Source organism: Massilia sp. METH4 (genome assembly GCF_037094685.1).
Taxonomy (GTDB): Bacteria; Pseudomonadota; Gammaproteobacteria; order Burkholderiales; family Burkholderiaceae_D; genus Rugamonas.
Genome location: NZ_CP146614.1, coordinates 2592158 through 2617662 on the forward strand (window position 1 = coordinate 2592158; position 25505 = coordinate 2617662).

Genomic DNA, 25505 nt, shown 5'->3' on the forward strand with positions numbered 1-25505 from the left:
GGGATCTCCTTGTGCAAAACGATGGAGCGGCAAGTATCGTCCGAATGCCGGCCGCGGTAAAGGGCTTCGCGGCGGGCGCTTCATTCGCGTCCGCCGGGTTGCCGTTTCGCCTGGAGGCCGATGCGGTCGTGCTCGAACGACTGCGCCAGTTCCTGCCGGGCTTCCTCCTCGATCGAGATCATCTGCGATTCATCCTGGAAGTGCGGGTACATGGATTCCAGCGTTGCCAGGTTGTGGTCGCGGAACGTGGCGCGGGCCCGTTCGGCGGCCGCCTCGTCCACGCCCAGCTGCCGCAGTGCACGCTCGCCGATACGCAGCGCCGACTCGAAGGTTTCGCGCTCCACCATGTCCACGCCCCGTTGGCGCAGCTCGAACAGGTGCGTCACGTTGCGCGCCCGGCCGATGATCTTCAGGTGCGGGAAATGCTCGCGCGCCAGCTCGGCCAGCCGCAGGTTCGCTTCCATGTCGTCGATGGCGTTGATCAGCAATACCGCCTTGTCCGCCTCGGCGGCGCGCAGCAGGTCCAGGCGCGTGGCATCGCCATAGAACACGCGCAGGCCGTAGCGGCGCAACATGTCGATCAGGTCCGGGTCGTTGTCCAGCACCGTCATGCGGATGCCGGAGGCGGCCAGCATCCGGCCGGCGATCTGGCCCACGCGGCCGAAGCCGGCGATGATCACGCGCGCGCCGTCGGGCTCGATCGTGTCCGCCGGCTTGGGCGGCATCTCGTACAGCATGCGGCTGATGCGTTCGGCCGCGGCCATGGCCAGCGGCGTGAGCGCCATCGATACCGCCACCACCAGCACCAGGGTCTCGCGCCACTGGGCCGTGAGCACGTTGGCGTCCTGCGCCACCGCCAGCACCACGAAGGCGAATTCGCTACCCTGGGCCAAGACGCCGGCGAACGGCCAGCGCTGCACGGGCGCCACCGGCAAAACGAGTGCCACGAGGCCGAGCAGCACCATCTTCAGCGCCACGTAGCCGATGGTCAGCGCGGCGATCTGCCCGGGCGCGCCGGCCAGCAGGCCGAAATTGACCGACATGCCCACCGAGGTAAAGAAGAGGCCCAGCAACAGGCCTTTGAACGGTTCCAGGTCCGTTTCGAGGGCCTTGCGATATTCCGAGCCGGCCAAGAGCACGCCGGCCAGGAAGGCGCCGAGGCCCATGGACAGATCGGCCAGTTCCATCAGGTGGGCAATACCCAGTACCAGCAGCAGCGCAAAGGCCGTGAAGATCTCGCGCAGGCCGGTGCGGGCGATCAGCCGCAGGGCGGGGCGCATGGCATAGCGGCCCACCAGCAGCACGGCGGCGACGGCACCGATCGCGTACAGCCAGTTGAAGTCACCGCCGCCGCTGCCGCCGATCAGCGGGATCGCCACCAGCAGCGGGATCGCCGCCATGTCCTGGAACAGCAGGATCGAGAAGGCTGCCTTGCCGGCTGGAGTGTTGTCCAGATGGCGCTCGTTCATGTTCTGCACGGCGATCGCCGTCGACGACAGCGCGAGCGCGATGCCGGCCACCAGGGCGCCGATCCACGGCATGCCCAGGAACCAGGCGCCGGCGCCGAGCACCACGCCGCAGGCTGCCATCTGGAGCGCGCCGCCGCCCAGTACCAGGGTACGCATCGCCACCAGCTTCGACGGCTGCAGTTCCAGTCCGATCAGGAACAGCATCAGCACCACGCCGATTTCCGCCACGTGGGCGATCAGTTCCACCTCGCCGATCAGGCCGAGGCCCCACGGCCCGATGATGGCGCCGCCGATCAGGTAGCCGAGCACGGAGCCGAGGCCGAGGCGCTGCGCCAGCGGCACCAGCAGCACGGCCGTGACGAGGAAGACGATGGGGGTGAGCAGCAGGTCGTGCATGGCGGATCGATTGCAATTGGTAACTGTGCAATGGTAAGCGTTTCCACCTTGGAGCGCTTTTGTTATGCTGCGGGGTTGGATCGAAAGAGGGAGAACACCAATGGTCTCGTTGCAGGAACAATTACTGAAGGCCGGCCTGGTCGACAAGAAAAAGGCGGCCAAGGTCCAGCAGGACAAGAGCAAGCAAAAGAAGGATGAACGGCGCAGCGGCACGGTAGGCGTGGACGAGACGCGGCTGGCGGCGCAGGAAGCCCAGCGCCGCAACGCCGAGCGGGCGCGCGAACTGAACGCGCAGCGCGACGCGGCGGCCAGGCAGAAGGAGATCGCCGCGCAGATCGCCCAGCTGGTCAAGCAGAACCGCCAGGGCAAGGGCAATGGCGACATCGCCTACAACTTCACCTTCGGTACGAAAGTGGAGCGCATCCACGTGTCTGCCGCCGTGCGCGACCACCTGGTGGCCGGCCGGCTGGTCATCGTGGGCCTGGGCGAAACGTTCGAACTGGTACCGCGCGTGGTGGCCGACAAGATCGCCGAGCGTGATCCGGGCATCGTGGTGCGCGTCAACAAGCCGGCGGAGGCGGTGGGCGAAGACGATCCCTATGCCGACTACAAGATCCCCGACGATTTCGACTGGTAAGCCAGGAACGTGGCAATTGTGTCATAAAATAAACATTCCGTTGCATTTTCAGCGTCCTGAACAAATAATGCAATGACTGTTGATCTATGGCAACTTAGTCCCTGCTACCATGGCGGGTCTGGCTTCTCGGCCGCAGGGACAATATGGGTTCATTCTTTCACCGTATCAAAACGTCACTAGGTGCGCACGCGCTTCCTATCGGCGTATTCGTTGCCGGTGCGATGCTGTCCCTGTACGCCGGCGTGGCCCGCTACGACTACGGGCAAGCGCAGCTGGCGGCGGAGCAGAAGGATGCCGTTGACGATTACCTGTTCCTGCTGCGTCACCGGCTGGACCTGTACGCCGGCGCCAGCCGCGACCTGGCCGCGCTGTTCAGCGCGTCGGACAGGATCGGCGCATTCGAATTCGCCGATTTCGCCCAGGCGAGCCGCGTGTTCGAACGCTTCGAAGGCATCCGCGCCTTCGGCTACTTGCCGCGCGTGCCGGTCGAGGAGATTGCCCGCTTCGAGGCGGCTGCGGAAGAGGAAATGCCGGGTTTCCGCATCGTCGGCCGGCGGCCCGGCGCGCACGACAGCTACCCGATGATGTACGGCGAGCATGCGTTCGACCGCAGCCGGATCATGGCCCTGCGCGGCCGCGATTTCTCGGCGTTCCCCGAGCGCTGGGCCGCGATGCAGGAAGCGGCGTGGCGCGACGGCCCGGCGGCGACACGGCGCATGCCCGCCATGCTCGATCCGCAGCGCAGTGCGATCTTGCAGATCTTTTCGCCGGTGCAGGCGCCGGGCCGCGCGGGCGGCACGCTGAAGGGCTTCGTGTTTTCCACCCTGTACCTGGACCGCATGTTCCTCGGCTTCGACAATGGCCGCATGGCGCGCCAGTTCGAGCTCGAGGTCTACGATGGCACGGTCGGGCGCGGCAATCTGGTTTTCGCGTCGAACGAGCCGCCACGCTCGATGGACGACCGCCATCGTCCCACCAATGTCAGTCCGGCCTATATGGCCCAGGTGCAGTTCGCCAACCGGACCTGGCAAATCCATTTCCATGCCAAGCCCGGCCAGGCCGCCGACCGGCCGGCCCGCGCGGCGGCGCTGTTCGCCCTCGTCGGCATGCTCGTTTCGCTGGTGGCCGCCTACGCGGCGGCCGCCTGGCCCCGCTATCGCGCGCGCCGGCGCGCCATGCAAGACTTCAGCGAACGCTTCGAAAGCTTCTTCGAACACCACCCGTTCCCCGTGTTCGCGATCGACGCGCAGGGGCGCTTCCTGCATACGAACCGGCAGATGCTGCTCGAGCTGGGTGCCGAGGGGCAGGCGCTGCGGGGCATGCCGGCGGACCAGTACGCGGGGATCGAGGACCGCGACACGGTCCGGCGCCATCTCGCGGATGCGCTGGCGGGGAAAGCCGTGGCCTACACCACCCGCATCGCCAATGCCGCCGGCCGCATGGTCGACGCGTCGATCGTCGTCATTCCCATGAGCACGGGCGGCGAGGTCACGCATGTGCTGGGCTTTGCCGAGAACATCACCGAGCGCAAGGAGGCGGAGCGCGCGCTGTACGCGTCACGCCAGATGCTGCAGCTCATCCTCGACAATATTCCGCAGAGCGTATTCTGGAAAAACGCCGACAGTGTGTATGAAGGCGGCAACCGCGCGCTGCTGGCCGACGCAGGGCTGGCCAGCGAGGCGGAATTGATCGGCAAGACCGACTTCGACCTGCACTGGAAGGACCAGGCACCGCATTACCACCAGGTGGACCGGGAAGTGGTGGAATCCGGTTTGTCGCGCATGCGCATGCAGGCGCTCGACCGCAGCATCGACGGAACCGATCGCTGGTTCGAGACCAGCAAGATTCCGCTGAAGGACGATGGCGGCCAGGTCGTCGGCGTGCTGGCCGTCACCGAGGACATCACGGCGCGCAAATACATGGAACAGGAACTGTTCCGCCGTGCCCATCACGATACGCTCACGGGCTTGCCGAACCGCGGCTTCTTCACCAGCCAGCTGGAGCAGGCGGTGGCGCGCGCCCAGCGCCATGGCGCGCTGGCGCTGATGTACTTCGACATCGACCGCTTCAAGGCCATCAACGACGGTCATGGCCACGACGTGGGCGACGACGTGATCCGCATGTTCGCCAGCCGCGTGCGCGCCGTGGTGCGCGAAGCCGATTTCGTTGCGCGGCTGGGCGGCGACGAATTCGTGCTGATCGCCGAAGGCCTGCAAGGCGCGCAGGCTGCCGCCCTGATCGCGCAGAAGATCATCGGCGCGATGGTGCCGCCATTCCAGCTTGGGGCCTTCACGCTGAACGTCACGACCAGCATCGGCATCGCTTCGTTCGAGCCGGGCATGACGTCGCACACGCTGATCCGCGCGGCCGACCAGGCCATGTACGACGCCAAGCGCGCGGGGCGCAACTGCTACCGCGCCGCGCCGTCCCCGCGCGACCGGAGCGCGGCATAGCCGGCACCTTTGGTCATGGATCGAGCGGATCCCAGGGATCGACGCGCAGCGACCGGATCGACGGAGTGAATTCCAGCTCGTAGGGCGAGTGGCGCCGCCCCACCGTGCCGGGCTGGTAGCCCAGCTCGGCCGGGTTGCGCGCCGCGAACTCGGGACTTTCGATATAGGCACTCTGGCTGGCATTGGCCACGATCAGCGTGGGCTTGTCCAGCGGCGCGCCCATGGCAACCAGGCGCCGTGTGGCATTGCGCAGGTTGGTGGTCGTATGGCGCGCATAGGGTTCGATGACGATGCGGTCCGCCGGCACGCCGTAGCGCTCGATCAGCACTTTGCGCATTTCCACCGCTTCCACGAAACGCGACTCCTTCGGATGCACCGCCGCGCCGCTGACGATGATGAAGGCAGCGTCGCCGTCGGCGAAGCGGCTGGCGGCCAGGCGCAGGTGCAGCTTGCCGCGCGCGCTCAGGGCGATGGCCGGGTTTTCCGGCCCCACACCCGGAATGATGATGGCCGTGTAGCGGTAGCGCTTCCAATCGATGCCGCGTGCGCGCGCCAGGGCCTCGGCATTGTGGGCCTTGTCCAGGGGCTCGAACGCCACCGCGTCGCGCCGCTCGTTGACATCGATGAGGGCCACCGCCAGCGCGATGCTGGGGTCCAGGCTCAGGGCCGGATCGTTGCGCCCCGCCTCGGCCAGCCAGATGGCGTCCGCCACCAGCGCCTTGAAGTCGGCGCTGCCCGTCTTCTCGACCGGGCCGTCGATCATCGGGTAGCGCGGCTCGGTGCCGAAGCCATACGTCTGCAAGATCGCGTTCAGGCCGCGCAGCTCGCGCACCACTTGGGCCTTCACGCCATCGTCGGCGATGGGCGGGCCGTTCGGCGCCACCGTCGGCAGCGCCGGGATCGCACGCGCCACCGCGTCCATTTCCTCGTCGGTCCAGGTCGCTGCGAGGAACAGGCATTTCGAGGCGCCCTGGCAGGCGTCGAAGCGCTTCCTGCGGCCATCGAGCACGGCGGAGAGTTGTTGCGTGGGCCGGCCCTTGATGCCGGCGACCGCCGGGAACAGCTGGTTCGCCATCAGGCCCCAGTACTGGTCCTTCACCGGGGCGGCGTGGGACTGCAGCGCGATGGCCAGCGCCAGCGCGAAGATGCTTTGCTTGATCATGTTTTCACCATTGTTTGCTGACGACGAGGCGGGCGCTGCGCCCGAACACCGGCCGGCCGTAGATCGCCTCGCTGCTGCCCTGGCCTGCCAGCGTGTCGGTACGCGGGTTGCCTTCCGTGAGGCCCTTCGCATTCGTGAGGTTGTCGCCGGTCAGCTGGAACTGCCACTCGCCGCGGGTGACGGTGATGCCCGCGCCCACGCTGTGGTAGGAGGGCAGCGCCGTTGCATTGAACAGGTCGACGAAGCGCTTGCCCATGTAGGCATAGCCCGCCGACACGTCGACCTTGTTGTCGCCCACCGTGAAGCTGTAGCTCGGGCGTATATTGCCGAACACCTTCGGCTCGCGCACGATACGGTTGCCGACTACCCGCGACGGGTCGGCGCCGGTGGCGCTGACGAAATCGCGGTACTTCGGGTCCTGGATGGTCAGCGAGGCATTGACGACGAGGCGATCGGTCAGGTACCAGGCGCCGTCGGCCTCGGCGCCGCGGATCACGGCCTTGCCGAAGAAGGGCACGGTCTGGTCGTTGCGGCCGGTGACCGGGTTGAACGCCACGAACGAGGTGTTCAGCGGATCGAATTCCGTATAGAACGCCGTGATGTACAGGTACGATCGGCCGAACGTGGTCTTGAATCCCGCCTCGTACTGGTTCGCCTTCGTGGTGAGCACCAGCGGGTCGACCGAGGAGGCCACCTGCATCGTCGGCGGCACTTCCAGGTGAGATGCCCTGGCGTAGCCGCCGAAGCGCGTGGAAAAGTCGTAGTTGGCGCCCACCGTCCAGTTGGTCGTGTGCGGCTTGTAGACGTGGCTTTGGCGCTCGCCCGTGAAGGCCCGCGTGGTGTTGTCGGCCAGCGTGGCCGCGTCGCCCAGGTTGGCGGCTTTCGTCAGCATGGCGTAGCCGTCGTACTTGTAGCGTTCCGTGCGCACGCCGGCGTCGAGGCGCAGCCGGTCGGAGATCTCCCAGGTGTCGTTCAGGTACAGCGCGGCCATGCGTGCATCGACGTCGCCACCGTTCAGGGTGGTCGTGTAGCGCAGCACGCCGTTGTCCGTGACCGATCCCAATACCGCGCCGCCGGCGGAGTAGGCGAGCAGGTCGAGGGTGCGCGGCTGGCCGCGCACCTCGATCAGCATGTCGTTGTAGACCGAACGGGTGGTGGCGCCATAGTTGCTGGCATAGACCCCCAGCTTGACGTCATGGTTGCCGAGGCCCGTCTGGAAGTTGCGCGTGACGTTGACGTCCGCCTGGGCCGAGCGGAAGTCGGAGGTGAGGGCGCGGTACTGCCCCTGCATGACGAGGCCGGAGGCGGAAGCGGGATCGTAGGCCAGGCCGTTACCCGCAAGGGCATAGCCCAGGCGGTCGACCGCGCCGAACGCGGTCCTGGCGCTGGCCAGGAAACCGTTGGCGAACGTCGCCGCATCGGCTGGATTCGAGGTGGAGTAGAACGCGTCGAAATCGAGCTTGCCTTTCGTGAAGCCGGCCTTGGCCGACAGTTGCCACGGCCCCAGCTCGCCGTCGTATTGCAGGCCGATATTGCCAAAGCGCAGGTGGCGACCATTGGCCAGGTCGCGCCGCTCCGTCTGCAGCGTATTCGCCCCGTCCAGGTACCGGATCGGCACGTTGCGCAGGGCAGGCGAATTCATCGTGCCCTTGAAATAGTCGATATAGGGATCGAGCGACACGCTCGGGTTGCGCGGGTCGGCTACCGGAATCGGCAGGTAGAACACATTGTGGTCGTTGAGGAAGTTGGCGCTCAGCTTCCACGTGCCGGTGTCGGTCACGCGCTTGATGTTGGCGCGCAGCTGGCCGCCGCGGTCGTTCGGGAAGCCATTGTCGCGGTGGCCGTCGTCCTCGCGCACGAAACCGCCGATCGCATAGAAGGTGCGGTCGTCGATCTTGCCGGCCTGGTAGGCGTCGATGCGCTTCAATCCAGTGGTGCCGACGGTCACCTGGGCCTTGCCGCGGGTGGTTTCCGTGCCCGTGACCGTGGTGCTGTTGACGATGGCCGCGGCCTGGCTCGCATAGATCGGCGCCGGGCCGCCGCGCACGACCTCGATCGTCTTCGTCATCAGGTCGTAGCGGTGCATGCTGTCGCCGCGGAAGAAGAAGCCATTAATCTCCGTCATGAGCGGCAAGCCGTCCTGCTGGAACAGGGCATAGCCGTCGTCCGTGGGAATGCCGCGCACGCGGGTCACGTTCTGCACCTCGCCGCCGGTGGCTTCCACCTGGATGCCCGGCAGCTTGCCCAGCAGATCCGCCATGTTCAGCGGGGCGAGCTTGCGCACCTCGTCTTGCGACAGCGCGTTGACGGCATAGGAAACATCGAAGCGACGCTGCGGCCGGGCCGAACCGGTCACGACCACCACCTGCGAATCGGTGGCTTGGGCAGTCTGGTTCGGCTGCCCGGCTTCCTCTGTTGCGACCTGGGCGATGGCGGGCGCGGCGAGCGCGGCCAGTGCACAGCCAACGGCCAGTGTGGTTCTCTTCTTGATCAAGTTTTACTCCGGATCGACGTTGAAAGAAATTCAATCCGGAGAGCATAGAAGCCATTTATGACAGCAGTATGGATGACTTGCCAAAAAGGAGCTGCCACGAAAAAAGCCCACGCTAGGGAAGCTAAATCAGCGCTTCCCTAGGCGTGGGCACAAGCCGGGGCACGCCATGGGCGACGCGCCGCCGGAGGTGGAACGATCAGGACCGGTAAGGCTTACTTCGGCATCACCACGCTGTCGATCACGTGGATCACGCCATTGTCGGCGGCGATATCGGTCTTCACGACATTGGCCTTGTCGACCGTCACCTTGCCGCCCTTGGCCGCGAGCATGAGGCTGGCGCCTTCCACGGTCTTCACGGCGCCCGGCTTTACGTCGGCCGCCATCACCTTGCCCGGCACCACGTGGTAGGTCAGCACTTTCGTCAGCGCGGCCTTGTCCTTCAGCAGCGCGTCGAGCTTATCCTTGGGCACCTTGGCAAACGCCGCGTCGGTCGGCGCGAACACGGTGAACGGGCCCGGGCCCTTCAGCGTGTCGGTCAGGCCAGCCGCCTGCACGGCCGTGACCAGCGTGTTGAAGGTGCCGGCCGACTTGGCGGTATCGACGATGTCGGCGGCCTGGGCAGCACCCAGGGTCAGGCCAAGGGCCGCTGCGCACAAGAACTTCTTCATTTTCATCTCCTCAGTGTGTGGTCGAACAGTGATTGAACCGGTACATGGCCAATTTATGCGTCACACAATTGAATGTCCAGGAGTTGTCGCAGTATGATGGCATCATTAACAGTTCAAGATCGGTTCAACATGACTAACACAGCACAGCGGCAACCGGTTTACCGCAGCGGCGTGGCCGCTCGTCTCGCGGGCTTGAGCGTGGAAACGCTGCGGGTGTGGGAACGGCGTTACGGCGTGTCCGACACGCAGCGCTCGGAGCATGGGCAGCGCCTGTACACGGCCGAGCAGGTGCGCCGCCTCGGCCTCCTGAAACAGCTGGTGGACAACGGCCACCCGATCGGCACGCTGGCTGCGCTGCCGCTCGAGCGCCTGGAAGAACTGGCCGGCGTCGGCGGTAGTGCGCCGCCGCTGCACATCGCGGCGCTGCGCGTGGCGCTGGTGGGCGAGACGCTGGCGCGGCGCGTGGCCGCCGCGGCCGGGCTCGGGTTGGACGTGCAGCGTACCGCCTCGCGCCTGGACGGTGACATGGCGGCCCTGCAAGGCCCACCCCTGGATGTGCTGCTGCTGGAATTGCCCGAGCCCGACGAATCGATGGTGCCGCTGGTGGCGGCGGCGCGCGAGGCGGCCGGCGCCGCGGCGGTCGTGGTGCTCTACCGCTTCTGCGCCAGCGCCACGATCCGCGCCCTGCGGGCGCAGGATTGCATGGTGGCGCGCATGCCATCCGAGATGGGCGAGCTGGCGCAGCTGTGCCGCGCCGCGCTGGCGGGGCGGCAGTTGCCGCCGTCCGATCGGTCGGCGGCCGCGGTGCCGGCGATCCGCTTCGACGAAACGGCGCTCGCCACGATCACGGCGGCCGGCAACCGGCTGGCCTGCGAATGCCCGCGCCACCTGTCCGACCTGTTGCTGATGGTGGGCAGCTTCGAGCGCTACAGCGCGCAGTGCGCCTCGCGCAATGAAGCGGACGCGCAACTGCACCTCGACCTGGGCCATGCGGCCGGCCTTGCGCGCAGCGTGCTGGAAACGGCAATGGAAAGGCTGGTGCTGGCCGAGGGGCTGCCGCTGCCGCCGGCGCCGAACTGACGCTTCTTCCTGATCCCGGGCGCGTGTCCACTGCGCGCCACTACGTCACCTTACGTATGTCCATCCGCGTCCCGGTTGGTGATGATGTGCCTACAACATCACAACACGAAAGGGATGCGAATGAAGTCGTTCCGCAGGGGAGTGCTGCTGGCCGCCACGTCGCTGGCCGCCTCGTTGGCTGCCTCCGGCGCCATGGCCGGCGCCACGATACCGTTCGGCGAGGACAAGTCCGTCAGCGTCGGCTTCGGCATGCGCGGCAGTTATTCGAACATCGAGCACGGCGCGCCGGACGGCTCGCACAGCAACGACTTCGACCTGGACAGCGCCCGGATCTTCCTGGGCGCATCGCTGGGCAAGAACATCAAGGGCATGTTCAACACGGAGTGGGACGGCGACCGCATCCGCGTGCTCGACGCGGCGGCGCAATTCGCCATTTCGCCGGAACTGAACATCTGGGCGGGCCGGCTGCTGTCGCCCAGCGACCGCGCCAACATGGCCGGGCCGTATTACTCGCTGGGCGGCGGCTACTGGGCCGGCGTCGCCTCGCGCTACGGCTACAACGGCGGCATCTTCCGCGGCCGAGATGACGGCGTCGTCGCCTGGGGCAATGTCGCCGGCGGCAAGCTCGGCTACTCGTTCGGCGCCTTCGAGGGCCACACCTTCGGCATCGGCTCGCTGACGGATGACCAGGCCAAGGCGGCCGGCATCAGGGCTTCCGACAAATTGATGTACGCGGGCCGCCTGCAATACGACTTCTGGGAAGCGGAGCCGGGCTACTACGGTACCGGCAGCTACCTGGGCAGCAAGGACATTCTTGCCATCGGCCTGGCGGGCCGCCAGCAGAAGGATGGCGTGCTGACCATGGGCGGTATCGGCGACTACGCATCCTGGAATGTCGACTTCCTGCTGGGGAAGCGCCTGGGTACCGCTGGCGCCGTCTCGGTCGAAGCGGCCTACTACGACTACGACACGGACGACGTCATCCTCGCCGAGCAGGGCAAGGCCTGGTCGGCCGGCGGCGGCTACATCTTCCCGATCACCCGCGGCAGCCTGCAACCCTATGTGCGCTACCAGAAATTCGAGGCCGACACGGGCATCGACACCCGCCAGGAAGACGTGGGCGTGAACTGGATCATCGACGGCTACAACGCCCAGCTGGGCGCCACGTATTCGCGCACCAGGGTTACCGGCGCGTCGGACCAGTCGCGGTTCGTCGTCGCCCTCCAGCTCCAGTACTGATCAACTTTCACCGATGAAGAGGACCACCATGCAAACCCGCCGCCATTTCGTCACCGCCATCGCCGCTGCTGCCGCCCTGTGCGCCGCCGGCCTGCCGGCCCACGCCGCCGACACGATCAAGGTCGGCATCCTGCACTCGCTGTCCGGCACGATGGCGATCTCGGAAACCTCGCTGAAGGACGTCGCCCTGATGACGATCGAGGAGATCAACGCCAAGGGCGGCGTGATGGGCAAGAAGCTCGAAGCCGTCGTGGTCGACCCGGCGTCGAACTGGCCGCTGTTCGCCGAGAAGGCGCGCCAGCTGGTGTCGAAGGACAAGGTGGCCGCGGTGTTCGGCTGCTGGACCTCCGTCTCGCGCAAGTCCGTGCTGCCGGTGTTCAAGGAAACCAACAGCCTGCTGTTCTACCCCGTGCAGTATGAAGGTGAAGAGCTCGAGAAGAACGTTTTCTACACGGGCGCGGCGCCGAACCAGCAAGCCATTCCCGCCGTCGAATACCTGATGAGCAAGGACGGCGGCGGCGCCAAGCGCTTCGTGCTGCTGGGCACCGACTACGTGTATCCGCGCACCACCAACAAGATCCTGCGCGCCTTCCTGAAATCGAAGGGCGTGAAGGACAGCGACATCCAGGAAGTCTACACGCCGTTCGGCCACGCGGATTACCAGACCATCGTCGCCAACATCAAGAAGTTCGCGGCCGGCGGCAAGACGGCCGTGGTGTCGACCATCAATGGCGACTCCAACGTGCCGTTCTACAAGGAACTGGGCAACGCCGGCCTGAAGGCAACCGATGTGCCGGTGGTGGCGTTCTCCGTGGGCGAGGAGGAGCTGCGCGGCGTCGATACCAAGCCGTTGCTGGGCCACCTCGCAGCCTGGAACTATTTCGAATCCGTGAAGAACCCGACCAACGCCGCATTCGTGAAGAAGTGGAAGGCCTACGCGGCCGCCAAGAAGCTGCCGAACGCCGCCACCGCCGTGACGAACGACCCGATGGAAGCGACCTATGTGGGCATCCACATGTGGGCGCAGGCCGTCGAAAAGGCGAAATCGACCGACACCGACAAGGTGATCGCCGCCATGGCCGGCCAGACGTTCAAGGCGCCTTCCGGCTACACGCTGACCATGGACATGACCAACCACCACCTGCACAAGCCGGTGATGATCGGCGAGATCAAGGCCGACGGGCAGTTCTCGGTGGTGTGGAAGACGAAGGAGCCGGTGCGGGCGCAGCCCTGGAGCCCGTTCATTCCGGGGAATGAGGGCAAGCAGAAGCTGTAAAGGCCCGAGCACAAGCCGAACATCATGGATGCGGAGCCTGCACGCGGCGGAGGGGACTGAAGGAGTGCCGGCAAGCATGCCGGCACCGCCTCGCAGGCAAGGAGCGTGCTCCTCGAAACCCCTGCAAGGAGTGCCGGCAAGCATGCCGGCACCGCCTCGCAGGCAAGGAGCAGTGCTCCTCGAAACCCCTGCTCGGCCCCCCGTGCTCCGCTCCGCACCATCAAGGAACCCGATATGGCGCATTCCCTACGACACCTGCTGCTGGTCATGAGCCTTTGCTTCATGAGTTTTTCTGCCCACGCAGCCATCGACCCCACCCTCCTTCAACCCCTGGCCGGCGACGACTCCGACGCCCGCATTGCGGCCGTCGCCCGCATCGCCGCGCTGGCCAACGACGACGCGCGCAAGGTCTTGCAGGCGCTGAAGGACGACAGCCTGTACGCCACGCCGGAAGGCGACGTGCTGGTCATCACCGACGACAGCGCGTGGAACCCGGCCACGGGCGCCACTGGCCCGATGCCGGAAGGGATCGACGGCGTGGTCGTCAACAACCGCCTGCGCGGCGCCGTCGACGGCGCCCTGTCCGGCATGGCGCTGCTGTCGCCGGATGTCGCACAACGGCGCGCGGCAGCCGAGGCATTGCAAGCCAGCGGCGTGGAGCCCGCGCAGCTGCCGCTGATCGAAAAGGCGCTGGCTGCCGAGACGGATGCGGCCATCAAGGCCACGCTGCAAGCGGCCAAGGCGGTGGCCGACCTGCAATCGACGGATGTGGCAACGCGCAAGGCCGCCGTGCTCGCGCTGGCCAAGACGGGCGGCGCCTCGCTGCGCCCGCAATTGCAGGCGATGCTGGAAAAGAACGCCGACGGCAGCCATGTGGAACCGGATGGCGACCTGCGCCTGGCCGTGGCCAACACATTGAACGCCATCGACGGCCGCGTGGCCCGCGCCGAATTCGTGGGCAACCTGTTCTACGGCCTGTCGCTGGGCAGCGTGCTGCTGCTCGCGGCGCTGGGCCTGGCCATCACGTTCGGCCTGATGGGCATCATCAACATGGCGCACGGCGAGCTGCTGATGATCGGCGCCTACACCACTTACCTGGTGCAGGGCCTGTTCCGGGCCTGGTTCCCCGGTGCGCTCGACTGGTACCTCGTCGCCGCGCTGCCGGCCGCCTTCATCGTTGCCTTCGCGGTCGGCGTGCTGCTGGAGCGCACCGTGATCCGCTGGCTCTATGGCCGCCCGCTGGAAACGCTGCTGGCCACCTGGGGCATCAGCCTGATCCTGATGCAGGCCGTGCGCACCGTGTTCGGCGCGCAGAATGTGGAAGTGGCCAATCCTTCCTGGATGGCCGGCGGCGTGACCGTGCTCGGCTCGCTCGTGCTGCCGTACAGCCGCATCGCCATCATCGTCTTCGCCGCCCTCGTGGTTGCCGCCGTCTGGCTGATCCTGAACAAGACGCGCCTCGGCCTGTTCGTGCGCGCCGTGATGCAGAACCGCCGCATGGCCGATTGCGTGGGAGTGCCCACCGGCCGCATCGACATGATGACCTTCGGCCTCGGTTCCGGCATCGCCGGCCTGGGCGGCGTGGCGCTGTCGCAGATCGGCAATGTGGGACCCGATCTCGGCCAGGCTTACATCGTCGATTCGTTCATGGTCGTGGTGCTGGGTGGCGTGGGCCAACTGGCCGGCACCGTGATCGGCGCACTGGGACTGGGCGAAGTCAACAAGTTCCTGGAACCCGTGGCGGGTGCCGTGCTGGGCAAGATCGCCATCCTCGTCTTCATCATCATCTTCATCCAGCGCCGGCCGCAGGGCCTGTTCGCGCTGAAGGGAAGGAGCGTCGAATGAAGCGCACCTCGTTGTTTTCGAAGCGCGCCTGGACCGCGCTGGCCGTAGTCACCGTGGCGGCGGCCTTGCTGCCGCTGCTGAACCTGGCGTTCCCCGCGGGCCATGCGCTGCACATATCCGGCTATGCAATGGGCCTGGTGGCCAAGTTCATGTGCTTCGCACTGGCCGCGCTGGCGCTGGATCTCGTATGGGGCTACACGGGCATCCTGTCGCTGGGCCACGGCCTGTTCTTCGCGCTGGGCGGCTATGCGCACGGCATGTACCTGATGCGGGCCATCGGCCGCGACGGCGTGTACCAGAGCCACCTGCCGGACTTCATGGTCTTCCTCGACTGGAAGGAGTACCCATGGTACTGGGCCATGACGGACAACTTCTGGTACTGCATGCTGCTGGTGGTGGCGGTGCCGGGTCTGCTGGCCTTCGTGTTCGGCTATTTCGCCTTCCGCTCGCGCATCAAGGGCGTGTACTTCTCGATCATCACGCAGGCGCTGACGTACGCAGCCATGCTGCTGTTCTTCCGCAACGACACGGGGTTCGGCGGCAACAACGGCTTTACGGACTTCAAGCGCATCCTCGGCTTCGACATCACCGCGCCGGGCACCCGCGCCACGCTGTACATCGTCACGCTGGCCTTCCTCGTGGGCGCGCTGCTGCTGTGCCGGTGGATCGTCACGTCGCGCCTGGGCCGGGTATTGCAGGGCGTGCGCGATGCGGAATCGCGGCTCATGTTCATCGGCTACGATCCGCTGTGGTTCAAGCTGTTCGTGTGGACCCTTTCCGCCGTGCTGTGCGGGATCGCCGGCGCGCTGTACGTACCGCAGGTGGGCATCATCAATCCGTCCGAAATGTCGGCCGCAAATTCCATCGAGATGGTCGTGTGGGTGGCCATCGGCGGCCGCGGCACCTTGATCGGCCCGATCGTCGGCGCCTTTACGGTCAACGGCCTGAAGAGCTGGTTCACCGCCACGTTCCCCGACCTGTGGCTGTTCGCCCTCGGCTTGCTGTTCATCGTCGTCACGCTGTTCATGCGCAAGGGGATCGTGGGGCTGCTGGACAACGTGAAGTTCATCCGGCGCAAGGCGCGTGCCGGCGCACCGGCTGAAAACCGTGCCAAGGAGGCTGCATGAGCGCGATGAAAAGGGAAGGGCTGGACACCACGCATGGTGCCATCCTGTACCTGAACGATATCACCGTCACGTTCGATGGCTTCAGGGCCATCAACAAGCTCAATCTCGACATCTCGGTGGGCGAGCTGCGCTGCATCATCGGCCCGAACGGCGCCGGCAAGACGACGATGATGGACGTGATCACGGGGAAGACGCGGCCCACGTCCGGCACGGCGTTCTTCGGCCAGACCTACGACCTGGCAACGATGACGGAATACGAGATCGCCCACGCCGGCATCGGCCGCAAGTTCCAGCGCCCCACGGTGTTCGAACAGCACACGGTGTTCGAGAACCTGGAACTGGCGATGAAGATGGACAAGCGCGTGCGGCCCACGCTGTTCGCCCGCCTCACCTCCGAGCAGGAAGACAAGATCGCCGCCATCCTTCGCCTGATCCGCCTGAACGGCCAGGAGGACCGGCTCGCCGGCCTGCTCTCGCACGGCCAGAAGCAGTGGCTGGAAATCGGCATGCTGCTGATGCAGGAACCGCAATTGATCCTGCTGGACGAACCGGTGGCCGGCATGTCCGACGCCGAAACGGCGCGTACGGCGGAGCTGCTGAACGAATTGCGCGGCAAGCACTCGATCATGGTCGTCGAGCACGACATGGGGTTCGTCACCGAGATCGCGCAGGGCGGCAAGGTGACGGTGCTGCACGAGGGTTCCGTGCTGGCCGAGGGCCGCATGGACCAGGTGCAGGCCGATGAGCGGGTGATCGACGTCTACCTCGGACGATAGGAAAGCATATGCTGCAAGTCGAACACGTGAACCAGTACTACGGCTCGTCGCACACGCTGCGCGGCGTATCGCTGACGGTGGAAAAGGGCCAGTGCATGGCGCTGCTGGGCCGTAATGGCGTGGGCAAGACCACGCTGCTGAAATGCCTGATGGGCGTGCTGCCCGTCGCGCGCGGCAAGGTGTCGTGGAACGGGCGCGACATCACCCGCCTGAAACCCCACCAGCGGGCCAAGGCCGGCATCGCCTACGTGCCCCAGGGGCGGGAGATCTTCGCCCGGCTGACCGTGGAGGAAAACCTGCTGATGGGGATGGCGACATTATCGTCACGCGAGGCTTCCACCATCAGCGGCGAAGTCTATGAACTGTTCCCCGTGCTGAAGGAGATGAAGCACCGGCGCGGCGGCGACCTGTCCGGCGGGCAGCAACAGCAGTTGGCCATTGCCCGCGCGATGCTGCAAAAGCCGGGGCTCATCATCCTCGACGAACCGACCGAGGGCATCCAGCCGTCGATCATCAAGGATATCGGGCGGGTGATCCGGCTGCTGCGCGAGCGCGGAGATATGGGCATTTTGCTGTGCGAGCAGTATTTCGATTTCGCGCACGAGCTGGCGGACAGGTTTGTCGTGATGTCGCGCGGGGAGGTGGTGGCCAGCGGGGATGCGCAGCAGATGGGTGGGGAGCACGTGCGGAGGCATCTGGCGGTGTGAGCGGCATGTGATCTCAAACCGCGTCCGCTGCGCATGCGCACTGGTGTCGGACACCGTCTTACGGTGTCCGACACCGGTTTTCCCTGCCGACGTCGGCGATGTAGCAGCAGCCGGTAACCAGATCGGAGGTACCGCGACTCCGGGAAGGAAAACCGGTGTCGTAGACTATTTTTCTGCGAAAAATAGTCTACGACACCAGGAACTTACACGGCTTCGGCGGTCGCCGCCGGCGCACTGGCCCGCATCCGATTCAAGGCCAGCGCCGCGGCCGCCGTCCGCGTCTCCACCCCCAGCTTGTGAAACACATGCTCCAGGTGCTTGTTGACGGTGCGCGGGCTGGTGCCGAGGATATCGCCGATGTCCCGGTTCGTCTTCCCCATCATCACCCAGTGCAGCACCTCGGATTCGCGCTGCGTGAGCTTCAGCAGGGCCATCAGCGCCTGCACGCGGGCGGTATCGGATTCCTCGCGCAGCACGATCATCCACTGTTCGCCGCCCATGTCCGCCACGGTGAACACGAGCCGCGAAGCGCCGCGGATGATCGTCAGCGGCAAGGCCTTGTCGCCGGCCAGCCAGGCTTCGAGCGCTTCCGGCGTGGTATCGCTGGAATCGAAGTACTGCTGCATCCATTGCCGCGCCAGCGGCGTCTGCCACACGATGCGGCCATTGTGCGGCGTGACGGCCAGCATGGCGTTGCCGAACGCGTCGAGCGCGCTGCGCGCCTGGTTCATCAGCCGCGCCGTTTGCAGGTGGGCGCCGATGCGCGCCAGGACTTCGCTCTGCCGCACGGGCTTCGTCACGTAATCGGTACCGCCCGCATCGAAGGCCGCCACCACGTGTTCCGGCTCGGTGAGCCCGGTCATGAACACGATCGGGATCGCGCGCGTGACCAGGTTGGCGCGCAGGCGGCGGCATACTTCGAAGCCATCCATGCCGGGCATCATGGCGTCGAGCAGGATAATGTCCGGCACCAGCTGCTGCGCGCGCTCCAGCGCGGCGGGGCCGTTGTTGGCGACGAGGACGGTGAAGCCGGCTTCATCGAGCGCGTCGTGCAGCACGGCGAGGTTTTCCGGCACGTCGTCGACGATCAGCACGATGTGACTGGCACGGCGGTCAAGTGGGTTGTTGGACATGATGATCTCCCTGTTCCAGGAATCGTGACATCGCCTCCAGGTCGAAGCGGGCGGCATGGCCGCGCATCGCGTCGACGAAGGCTTGGTATTCGGGGCCGAGCGCGGCAACGGTGTCCAGCTGCGCGCGGATGCCGCGCACATAGCCTGAAGCAATCTGTGCGCGCAACGCGTCGAGGTGAAGGGCAGGCGGCAGCCGCAGCGGGGCCGGCGCGGCCGCTGCCGGCTGATGCGTGAACCACTCGAGCCGCAGACGCTTGCCGATCCGGTCCAGCAGTTCCGCCACGTTGACGGGCTTGACGATGAAATCCTCCGCGGCGATTCCGGCCGGGTTCTCCAGCGCCTTGTCGTAGGCATTGGCCGAGACGATCAGGATCGGCACCGGCGCACCGTGTTCGACGCGGATGATGCGGCTCGCTTCCCAGCCGTCGATGCCGGGCATGGCAAGATCCATCAGGATCAGGTCCGGCGCGAAATCCCGGTAGTGTTCCAGGCATTCCTGGCCGGACTGCGCCTGCGCCGTCTCGAAGTCGAGCGGCGCCAGGATATTGACCAGCAATTCGCGGTCCACGCGCTCGTTGTCGACCACGAGGATCTTGCGGCGCGCACCGGCATAGCCGATGGGGGCCGGGCCGCGTGCCGTGGCCGGCGTCGCGCCATGCACGCGGGGCAGCCGCAGCAGGATGCGGAAGGTGCTGCCCGCGCCCGGCGTGCTGTCGAGCGTCAGTTCGCCGCCCATCAGCTGCGTCAGCATCTTGCTGATCGGCAGGCCGAGGCCCGTGCCGGGTGCGGCACCCGGCCCATTGGCGGCGCTGCCGCGCGAGAACGGCTCGAAGATGTGCTCCGCCTCCTCGGGCAGGATGCCGGCGCCGGTGTCGGCGACGTCGAAGGTGACGAGATCGCGCGCGTAGCGCACGCGGAACGTCACGCTGCCGCGCTGCGTGAATTTCACGGCATTGCCGAGGATATTCATCAGGATCTGCCCCAGCCGCTTGCGGTCGGCGCGCACGACCTGGGGCAGTTCGCCGGCCGGCTCGTAGCGGAACGCGAGTCCCTTGGCGCTGGCCTGCTGCTCGAACATGCGCACCAGCTGGCCGATGAAATCGTGGAAATCCAGTGCGCGGATATCGAAGCTGAACTTTCCGCCCTCGATGCGGGCGATGTCCAGCGTGCCCTCGATCAGCGACAGCAGGTGCTCGCCGCTGCCGCGGATCACGCGGATCGCCTGCTGCCGGTGCGCGGGAATCGCGGGGTCGTTGTCGAGCAGTTGCGCGTAGCCGAGGATGCTGTTGAGCGGCGTGCGGATCTCGTGGCTGATGCCGGCGATGTAGCGGCTCTTGGCCTGGTTCGCCGCGTCGGCCTGTTTTTTCGCCTGTTGCAGCGCGGCGTCCGTGCGGCCGTGCAGCTCGATCTCGCGCTGCAACAGGCTCGTTTGCCGGTTTGATTCCTCCTGCGCCACGCGCCGGCTTGCCGCGGTGAGCACGAGCCACCATGCCACGATGCCGCTGACCAGCAGCAGCGCCGCGAAGATCTTCAGGTAGGCGAGCCGCAGCGCGGGCAGCAGCGCCGCGCCGGCCGCGCCCAGCGCGTCCTGCTCGTGCACGTACAACAGGCCGAGCAGGGCGCCGAGGAAGAGCACCGTCACCACCATCAGCATCAGGTAGTGGCCCAGGCCGCTCGTCATGTAGGGCCACATCGAGGCCGGCAGCAGCTTCTTCATGGCGCCCTCCCACTGGTGGGCGAAGCGCGCGTGCGGCTTGCATGCATCGTCGCAGCGGGCATCCAGGCAGCAGCACAGCGAGCAGATCGGCCCCTGGTAGGCCGGGCAGTGCGCCATGTCTTCCGTTTCGTATTCCTTCTCGCAGATGCAGCAGACCTTGGTGTGCGCATGGCCCCAGCCGTTCGCCGGGCGCGACAGGTAGTACCGGCCGCGCGTGGCCTTGGCGATCAACGGCGACGTGACCAGGGCCGTGCCCAGCGCGATGAACGCGGAAAAGGCTTGCGCCTGAGCGCCGAACAGGCCCATGAAGGCGGCCACGGAGAGCACGGAGGCCAGCAGCATCGCGCCCACGCCGACCGGATTGATGTCGTACAGGTAGGCGCGGCGGAACTCGATGCCCGGCGGCGACAGGCCCAGCGGCTTGTTGATCACCAGGTCCGCCACCACGGCCGTGATCCAGGCGATCGCGATGTTCGAGTACAGGCCCAGCACCTGGTCCAGCGCCTGGAATACGTCGAGTTCCATCAGCAGCACGGCGATCAGCGCATTGAACACGGCCCACACCACGCGGCCCGGGTGGCTGTGCGTGAGGCGCGCGAAGAAATTCGACCATGCGAGCGAACCCGCGTAGGCGTTCGTCATGTTGATCTTCACCTGCGAGATGATGACGAACAGCGCGGTGGCCAGTACCGCCCACGTGGCATCGGTAAATACTTCGGAAAAGCCGGCCAGGTACATCGTGTTTGGATTGACGGCGTCGGCCAGCGTGGCGCCGCCCTTGATCGCCAGCAGCGCGAGCAGCGCGCCGCCCAGCATTTTCAGGATGCCGAGCACGATCCAGCCCGGCCCCGCCACCAGCACGCCCAGGTGCCAGCGCAGGCGGTTTTCGCGCGTCTGTTCCGGCATGAAGCGCAGGAAGTCGACCTGCTCGCCGATCTGCGTGATCAGCGCCACGCCGACGGCCGTGGCGGCACCGAACAGCAGCACGTTGAAGCCACCGTTGGCGGGCGACTGGCCGGCGAAATGCGCCAGTTCGCCCAGCAGTTCCGGCTGCTTGTGGAGGATGGCGATGAAGGGGAGGGCCAGCAGCACCAGCCACACCGGCTGGCTGATCATCTGTATGCGGCTCACCAGCGTGACCCCGTGCGTGACGAGCGGGATCACGACCAGGGCGCTGACCAGGTAGCCCAGATACAGCGGCAGGTGGAAATACAGCTCCAGCGCGTAGGCCATGATGGCTGCTTCCAGCGCGAACAGGATGAACGTGAACGAGGCGTAGACGAAGGACGAGATCGTGGACCCGATGTAGCCGAAGCCGGCGCCGCGCGTCAGCAGGTCCATGTCCACGCCGTGGCGGGCCGCGTAATAGCTGATCGGCAGGCCGGTCAGGAAGATGATCAGGCCGACGGTGAGGATGGCCCAGAACGCATTGACGAAACCGTAGTTGACGGCGATGGTGCCGCCGATCGCTTCCAGCACCAGGAATGAAATGGCACCGAACGCCGTGTTCGACACACGGAACACCGACCACTTGCGAAACGAGCGCGGCGTGTAGCGCAGCGCGTAATCCTCGATCGTTTCGTTGGCCACCCACGTGTTGTAGTCGCGGCGGATCTTGATGATGCGCTGCGGCGGTTCGGTCTCTTGGCTAGTTTTTGGTGCGGCGATCGTCATGGCGGCGGCTCGAGCGCCCCAAACTGGGGCAACAGCAAGGCATGCGCGCCGTTGTGGTGCGCATGGGGAGATGCATGACCATCTAAGATGCAAGAACTCTGCCCGCCCAGCCGTGGCGGTGCCGCGGGGCTTACTTGACCGCGAAGCGCACGCTGACCGGCTGCTTGCCCGGCAGCGTCACGCGGGCCACGACCTTGTTGCCCGCTTCGAGCGCGACGGCATTTTTGGCCACGAGCGTATTGTCCGCGCCGGGGGCCAGCGCCGTCTCGGATTTTTGCGTTCCCTTCAGTACCGTCAGCGTGCCGGTGGCGTCGGCCGTCGCCACCGCCTTGCCGTGGTCGTCCACGTAGAGCGTGGTTCTGCCCTCCTTGTTGACCAGTTCGAACGACAGGTCGCCCGCGCTCTTGACGATGCCGCCGTGCCTGGCCGGGCTTTCATGGGCGATTGCCGGTGCTCCGGCGGCCAGGGCCAGGCCCAGGGCCATCATCGTTGCGAGTTTCTTCATTGCTCTCTCCTTGAATAATGCGGCGGCATCCGGGCGCCGCCGCTAGCCCATTCAATAACTTTCCTCTCCGCTGCGCGCCAGCACGGCTTCGAGGGGCTTGCGCCCGACCCGCCAGAAGATCAGCGGCGTCAACAGCGAATCGAGCAGGGTCGAGCTGACCAGGCCACCGAAGATGACGACCGCCACCGGATGAAGGATTTCCTTGCCGGGGGCGTCGGCCGCCAGCAGCAGCGGCACCAGCGCGAACGCGGCCACGAGTGCGGTCATCAGCACCGGTGTCAGCCGCTCCAGCGAGCCGCGCACGATCATCGGCCAGCCAAACGATTCGCCCTCGAATTTGCACAGATTGATGTAGTGGCTGATCTTCAGGATGCCGTTGCGCGTGGCGATGCCGGCCAGCGTAATGAAACCCACCATCGATGCGACCGACAGCGACACGCCGGCCAGCCACATGGCGAGCACGCTGCCAACCAGGGCAAACGGGATATTCGCCATGATCACGCCGGCCAGCACGGCCGAGCGGTAGCGCGAGTACAGCACGAGGAAGATCAGCACCAGCGACGCGAGCGACAGGCCGGCAATCAGCCTTTGCGCCTGCTCCTGTGCCTGGAACTGGCCCTCGATGCTGACGAAGTACCCGCCCGGCAGCTGCGATGCCGCCACCGCGCCGCGCACGTCGCCGATGATGCGCGACATGCTCGACCCATCGGTGTTCGCGTACACCACGATGCGGCGCCGGCCATTTTCCCGGCCGATCTGGTTCGGGCCGTCGCTTTCCTCGACGGTGGCGATCGACGCCAGCGGCAGCCGGCCTGCCGGCGTATCCAGCATCAGCCGCTCCAGGTCCTGCGGCGTGCGCTGCGCATCGGCCAGCCGCATCACGAGGTCGTAGCGGCGGGCGCCGTCGATGACCTGCGTCACCTTGGTTCCCTCGGACATCGCCTCGATCGCGGACAGCACCTGGCCCGCCGCCAGGCCGGCCTGCGCCGCCTTCCGGTAGTCCACGCGCACCTTGATCTGCGGAATCAGCACCTGCCGCTCCACCGACAGGTCGACCAGCCCCGGCACCGTTGCCAGTCGGGTGTGCAGCGTATCGGCGAGTCCGCGCAGCGTGTCGATGTCGTCGCCATAGATCTTCAGGGCGATCTGCGCGCGCACGCCCGACAGCAAGTGATCGAGCCGGTGAGAAATCGGCTGGCCGATGGCCACCGATGCGGGAATGACGGACAGTTGCGCGCGGATCGCCGCCATCACTTCCTCCCGCGAGCGCTCCGACGGTTTCAGGTCCACGTCGATTTCGGACGAGTGCACGCCCTCGGCATGCTCGTCGAGTTCGGCACGGCCCGTGCGGCGGCCGACCTTGATGACTTCCGGCACCTGCCCGATCAATGTCTCGGCGAGCGCGCCCATGCGGTTGGCCTCCGCGAGCGACGTGCCCGGCGTGAACGTCATGCCCATCACCAGGGAGCCTTCGTTGAACGCCGGCAGGAACGCGCGAGGGAAGAGCGGCACCGAAGCTGCCGCGGCAACGACCGCGATCACGGCAATGGCCAGCACCCCACGCGCGCGCGGCAGCGACCAGTTCAGCAGCCGCTCGTCGTGCCGCTTGAGCCAGCGCACCAGCGGGCTGTCGCCGTGCCGCAGGCGCTTCATGCGCGGCAGCAGGATCATCGACAGCACCGGCGTTACCGTCATCGACACCAGCATCGAGGCCAGGATCGACGTGATGTAGGCGATGCCCAGCGGCGCGAACAGCCGGCCCTCGATGCCGGGCAGGGCGAACAGCGGCACGAAAACCAGCACCACGATCACCGTCGCGTAGACGATGCCGGAGCGGACTTCGACCGATGCATGCCAGATCGTCTCGAGCACGGTCGTGCCCTCGGGCCGCTGCCGCAACCGGCGCAGGATGTTTTCCACGTCGACGACCGCATCGTCCACCAGCTCGCCGATCGCGATCGCCAGGCCGCCCAGGGTCATCACGTTGATCGACTGGCCCAGCAAGTGAAACGCCAGCGCGGTGACGGCCAGCGACAGCGGAATGGCCACCAGCGAGATCACCGTGCTGCGCGCGCTCAGCAGGAAGGCGAACAGCACGACCGCGACGAGGATCGCGCCGTCGCGCAGCGCCTCGACCACGTTGCCGATCGAATGCTCGATGAAGTCGGCCTGCCGGAACAGCACGACGGGCGCGGCCAGCCCGGCGGGCAAGCCTTGCCGCAACTCGGCCAGCGCGGTCTCGATCTGGCGCGTGAGTTGCACGGTGTCGCCTGCCGGCTGCTTCTGCACGCTGAGGATCACGGCAGGGCGGCCGTTCATGCCGGCATCGCCGCGTTTGAACGCGGCCGCGTAACGCACTTGCGCAACCTGTTCCAGCAGTACCGGCGTGCCATTGCGGTACGCCACCGGCAAGCCTCGCGCATCTTCGAGCCGCGTGGTGCGGCCCAGGTTGCGGATCAGGTATTCGCGGCTGTTCAAGTCGATGAACCCGCCGCTGGTATTGGACGCAAAACCCCGCAGCGCCGCGGTCACCTGGCCCAGCGTGATGCCATACTGCGCCATGCGCGCCGTATCGGGTTCGATGCGCAGTTGCCGTACATCGCCGCCGATCGGGATCACTTGCGATACGCCCGGAATGGACAACAGGCGCGGCCGCAGCACGAAGTCGGCATATTCGCGCGCCTTCATCGGGTCGGTCCTGGCGAGATCGATCGGGAGCGCGATCAGCATGATCTCGCCCATGATCGACGACACCGGCCCCATCACCGGATTCACGCCAGCGGGCAATTGCCCGCGCACCAGCGACAGCCGCTCGGACACCAGCTGCCGGTTGCGGTACACGTCGGTACCCCAGTCGAATTCGGCGTACACGATGGACAGGCCGACGCCGGACACGGAACGCACGCGCGTCACGCCGGGCATGCCGTTCAAGCTGGTCTCCAGCGGGAACGACACCAGTTGCTCCACCTCTTCCGGCGCCATGCCGCCGGCCTCGGTGAGCACCGTGACGATCGGCTTGTTCAGGTCGGGGAACACGTCGACCGGCGTGCGCTGCGCCGTGAGGGCGCCATATACCATCAGCAGCACGGCGGCGGCCAGGACCAGCAGCCGGTTGTGCAGGCTGAAGCGGACGATTGCGTTGAACAT

The 25505-nt window shown here is 66.4% G+C and carries 17 protein-coding genes; 9 read left to right on the forward strand and 8 right to left on the reverse strand.

What is annotated here, in order from left to right:
- Positions 1-80: 80 nt before the first annotated feature.
- Entirely contained in the window at positions 81-1865 is a 1785-nt protein-coding gene (kefC, locus tag V6Z91_RS11460; RefSeq protein ID WP_338770477.1) for a glutathione-regulated potassium-efflux system protein KefC, read from the reverse strand.
- Positions 1866-1965: 100 nt separating this feature from the next.
- Between kefC and V6Z91_RS11465 the strand changes: the two genes are divergently transcribed.
- Together V6Z91_RS11465 and V6Z91_RS11470 are read left to right on the forward strand one after the other, a co-directional pair.
- Positions 1966-2502, forward strand: coding sequence for a DUF2058 domain-containing protein (locus tag V6Z91_RS11465; RefSeq protein ID WP_338770479.1), 537 nt, complete (start codon positions 1966-1968; stop codon positions 2500-2502).
- Between the two features lie 221 nt (positions 2503-2723).
- Entirely contained in the window at positions 2724-4955 is a 2232-nt protein-coding gene (locus V6Z91_RS11470) for a diguanylate cyclase (protein WP_338770480.1), read from the forward strand.
- 13 nt (positions 4956-4968) lie between these two features.
- Here the strand turns inward: V6Z91_RS11470 and V6Z91_RS11475 are convergent, their stop codons facing one another.
- The 3 genes from V6Z91_RS11475 to V6Z91_RS11485 form a co-directional block, all read right to left on the reverse strand.
- Positions 4969-6117 (reverse strand): YdcF family protein, encoded by a 1149-nt coding sequence (locus tag V6Z91_RS11475; RefSeq protein WP_338770481.1) that lies wholly within the window; start codon positions 6115-6117, stop codon positions 4969-4971.
- A 4-nt stretch (positions 6118-6121) separates the two neighbouring features.
- Entirely contained in the window at positions 6122-8611 is a 2490-nt protein-coding gene (locus V6Z91_RS11480) for a TonB-dependent receptor (RefSeq protein ID WP_338770482.1), read from the reverse strand.
- Positions 8612-8823: 212 nt separating this feature from the next.
- Complete coding sequence (locus V6Z91_RS11485) at positions 8824-9279, reverse strand: fasciclin domain-containing protein (RefSeq protein WP_338770483.1); 456 nt, start codon at positions 9277-9279, stop codon at positions 8824-8826.
- 129 nt (positions 9280-9408) lie between these two features.
- Between V6Z91_RS11485 and V6Z91_RS11490 the strand changes: the two genes are divergently transcribed.
- The 7 genes from V6Z91_RS11490 (at position 9409) to urtE (ending at position 17329) form a co-directional block, all read left to right on the forward strand.
- A complete protein-coding gene (locus tag V6Z91_RS11490; protein ID WP_338770484.1) occupies positions 9409-10359 on the forward strand; it encodes a MerR family transcriptional regulator in 951 nt (316 codons plus the stop codon).
- Between the two features lie 120 nt (positions 10360-10479).
- Complete coding sequence (locus tag V6Z91_RS11495; protein ID WP_338770485.1) at positions 10480-11598, forward strand: porin; 1119 nt, start codon at positions 10480-10482, stop codon at positions 11596-11598.
- Positions 11599-11626: 28 nt separating this feature from the next.
- Positions 11627-12874, forward strand: coding sequence for an urea ABC transporter substrate-binding protein (gene urtA, locus V6Z91_RS11500; RefSeq protein WP_338770486.1), 1248 nt, complete (start codon positions 11627-11629; stop codon positions 12872-12874).
- Between the two features lie 234 nt (positions 12875-13108).
- On the forward strand, positions 13109-14719 hold the full coding sequence (urtB, locus tag V6Z91_RS11505; protein ID WP_338770487.1) for an urea ABC transporter permease subunit UrtB: 1611 nt from the start codon (positions 13109-13111) through the stop codon (positions 14717-14719).
- Positions 14716-15846, forward strand: coding sequence for an urea ABC transporter permease subunit UrtC (urtC, locus tag V6Z91_RS11510; RefSeq protein ID WP_338770488.1), 1131 nt, complete (start codon positions 14716-14718; stop codon positions 15844-15846). The genes urtB and urtC overlap by 4 nt, the downstream gene beginning before the upstream one ends.
- Positions 15843-16622 (forward strand): urea ABC transporter ATP-binding protein UrtD, encoded by a 780-nt coding sequence (urtD, locus tag V6Z91_RS11515; protein WP_338770490.1) that lies wholly within the window; start codon positions 15843-15845, stop codon positions 16620-16622. The genes urtC and urtD overlap by 4 nt, the downstream gene beginning before the upstream one ends.
- 8 nt (positions 16623-16630) lie before the next feature.
- Positions 16631-17329 carry an urea ABC transporter ATP-binding subunit UrtE gene (gene urtE / locus V6Z91_RS11520; RefSeq protein WP_338770492.1) on the forward strand — a complete coding sequence of 233 codons (699 nt, stop codon included), beginning with the start codon at positions 16631-16633 and terminating at the stop codon, positions 17327-17329.
- A 203-nt stretch (positions 17330-17532) separates the two neighbouring features.
- Here the strand turns inward: urtE and V6Z91_RS11525 are convergent, their stop codons facing one another.
- The 4 genes from V6Z91_RS11525 to V6Z91_RS11540 all read right to left on the reverse strand — a co-directional run bounded on the left by V6Z91_RS11525 (position 17533) and on the right by V6Z91_RS11540 (position 25505).
- Positions 17533-18462, reverse strand: a complete 930-nt coding sequence (locus V6Z91_RS11525) for a response regulator transcription factor (protein ID WP_338770494.1) — start codon at positions 18460-18462, stop codon at positions 17533-17535.
- Positions 18443-21853 (reverse strand): ATP-binding protein, encoded by a 3411-nt coding sequence (locus V6Z91_RS11530; RefSeq protein ID WP_338770496.1) that lies wholly within the window; start codon positions 21851-21853, stop codon positions 18443-18445. Before V6Z91_RS11530 ends, V6Z91_RS11525 begins: the two co-directional genes overlap by 20 nt.
- Before the next feature lie 130 nt (positions 21854-21983).
- The gene (locus tag V6Z91_RS11535) at positions 21984-22358 is read right to left on the reverse strand and encodes a hypothetical protein (RefSeq protein ID WP_338770497.1); all 375 of its coding nucleotides are present in this window, start codon (positions 22356-22358) and stop codon (positions 21984-21986) included.
- Between the two features lie 51 nt (positions 22359-22409).
- Positions 22410-25505 (reverse strand): efflux RND transporter permease subunit, encoded by a 3096-nt coding sequence (locus V6Z91_RS11540; RefSeq protein WP_338770499.1) that lies wholly within the window; start codon positions 25503-25505, stop codon positions 22410-22412.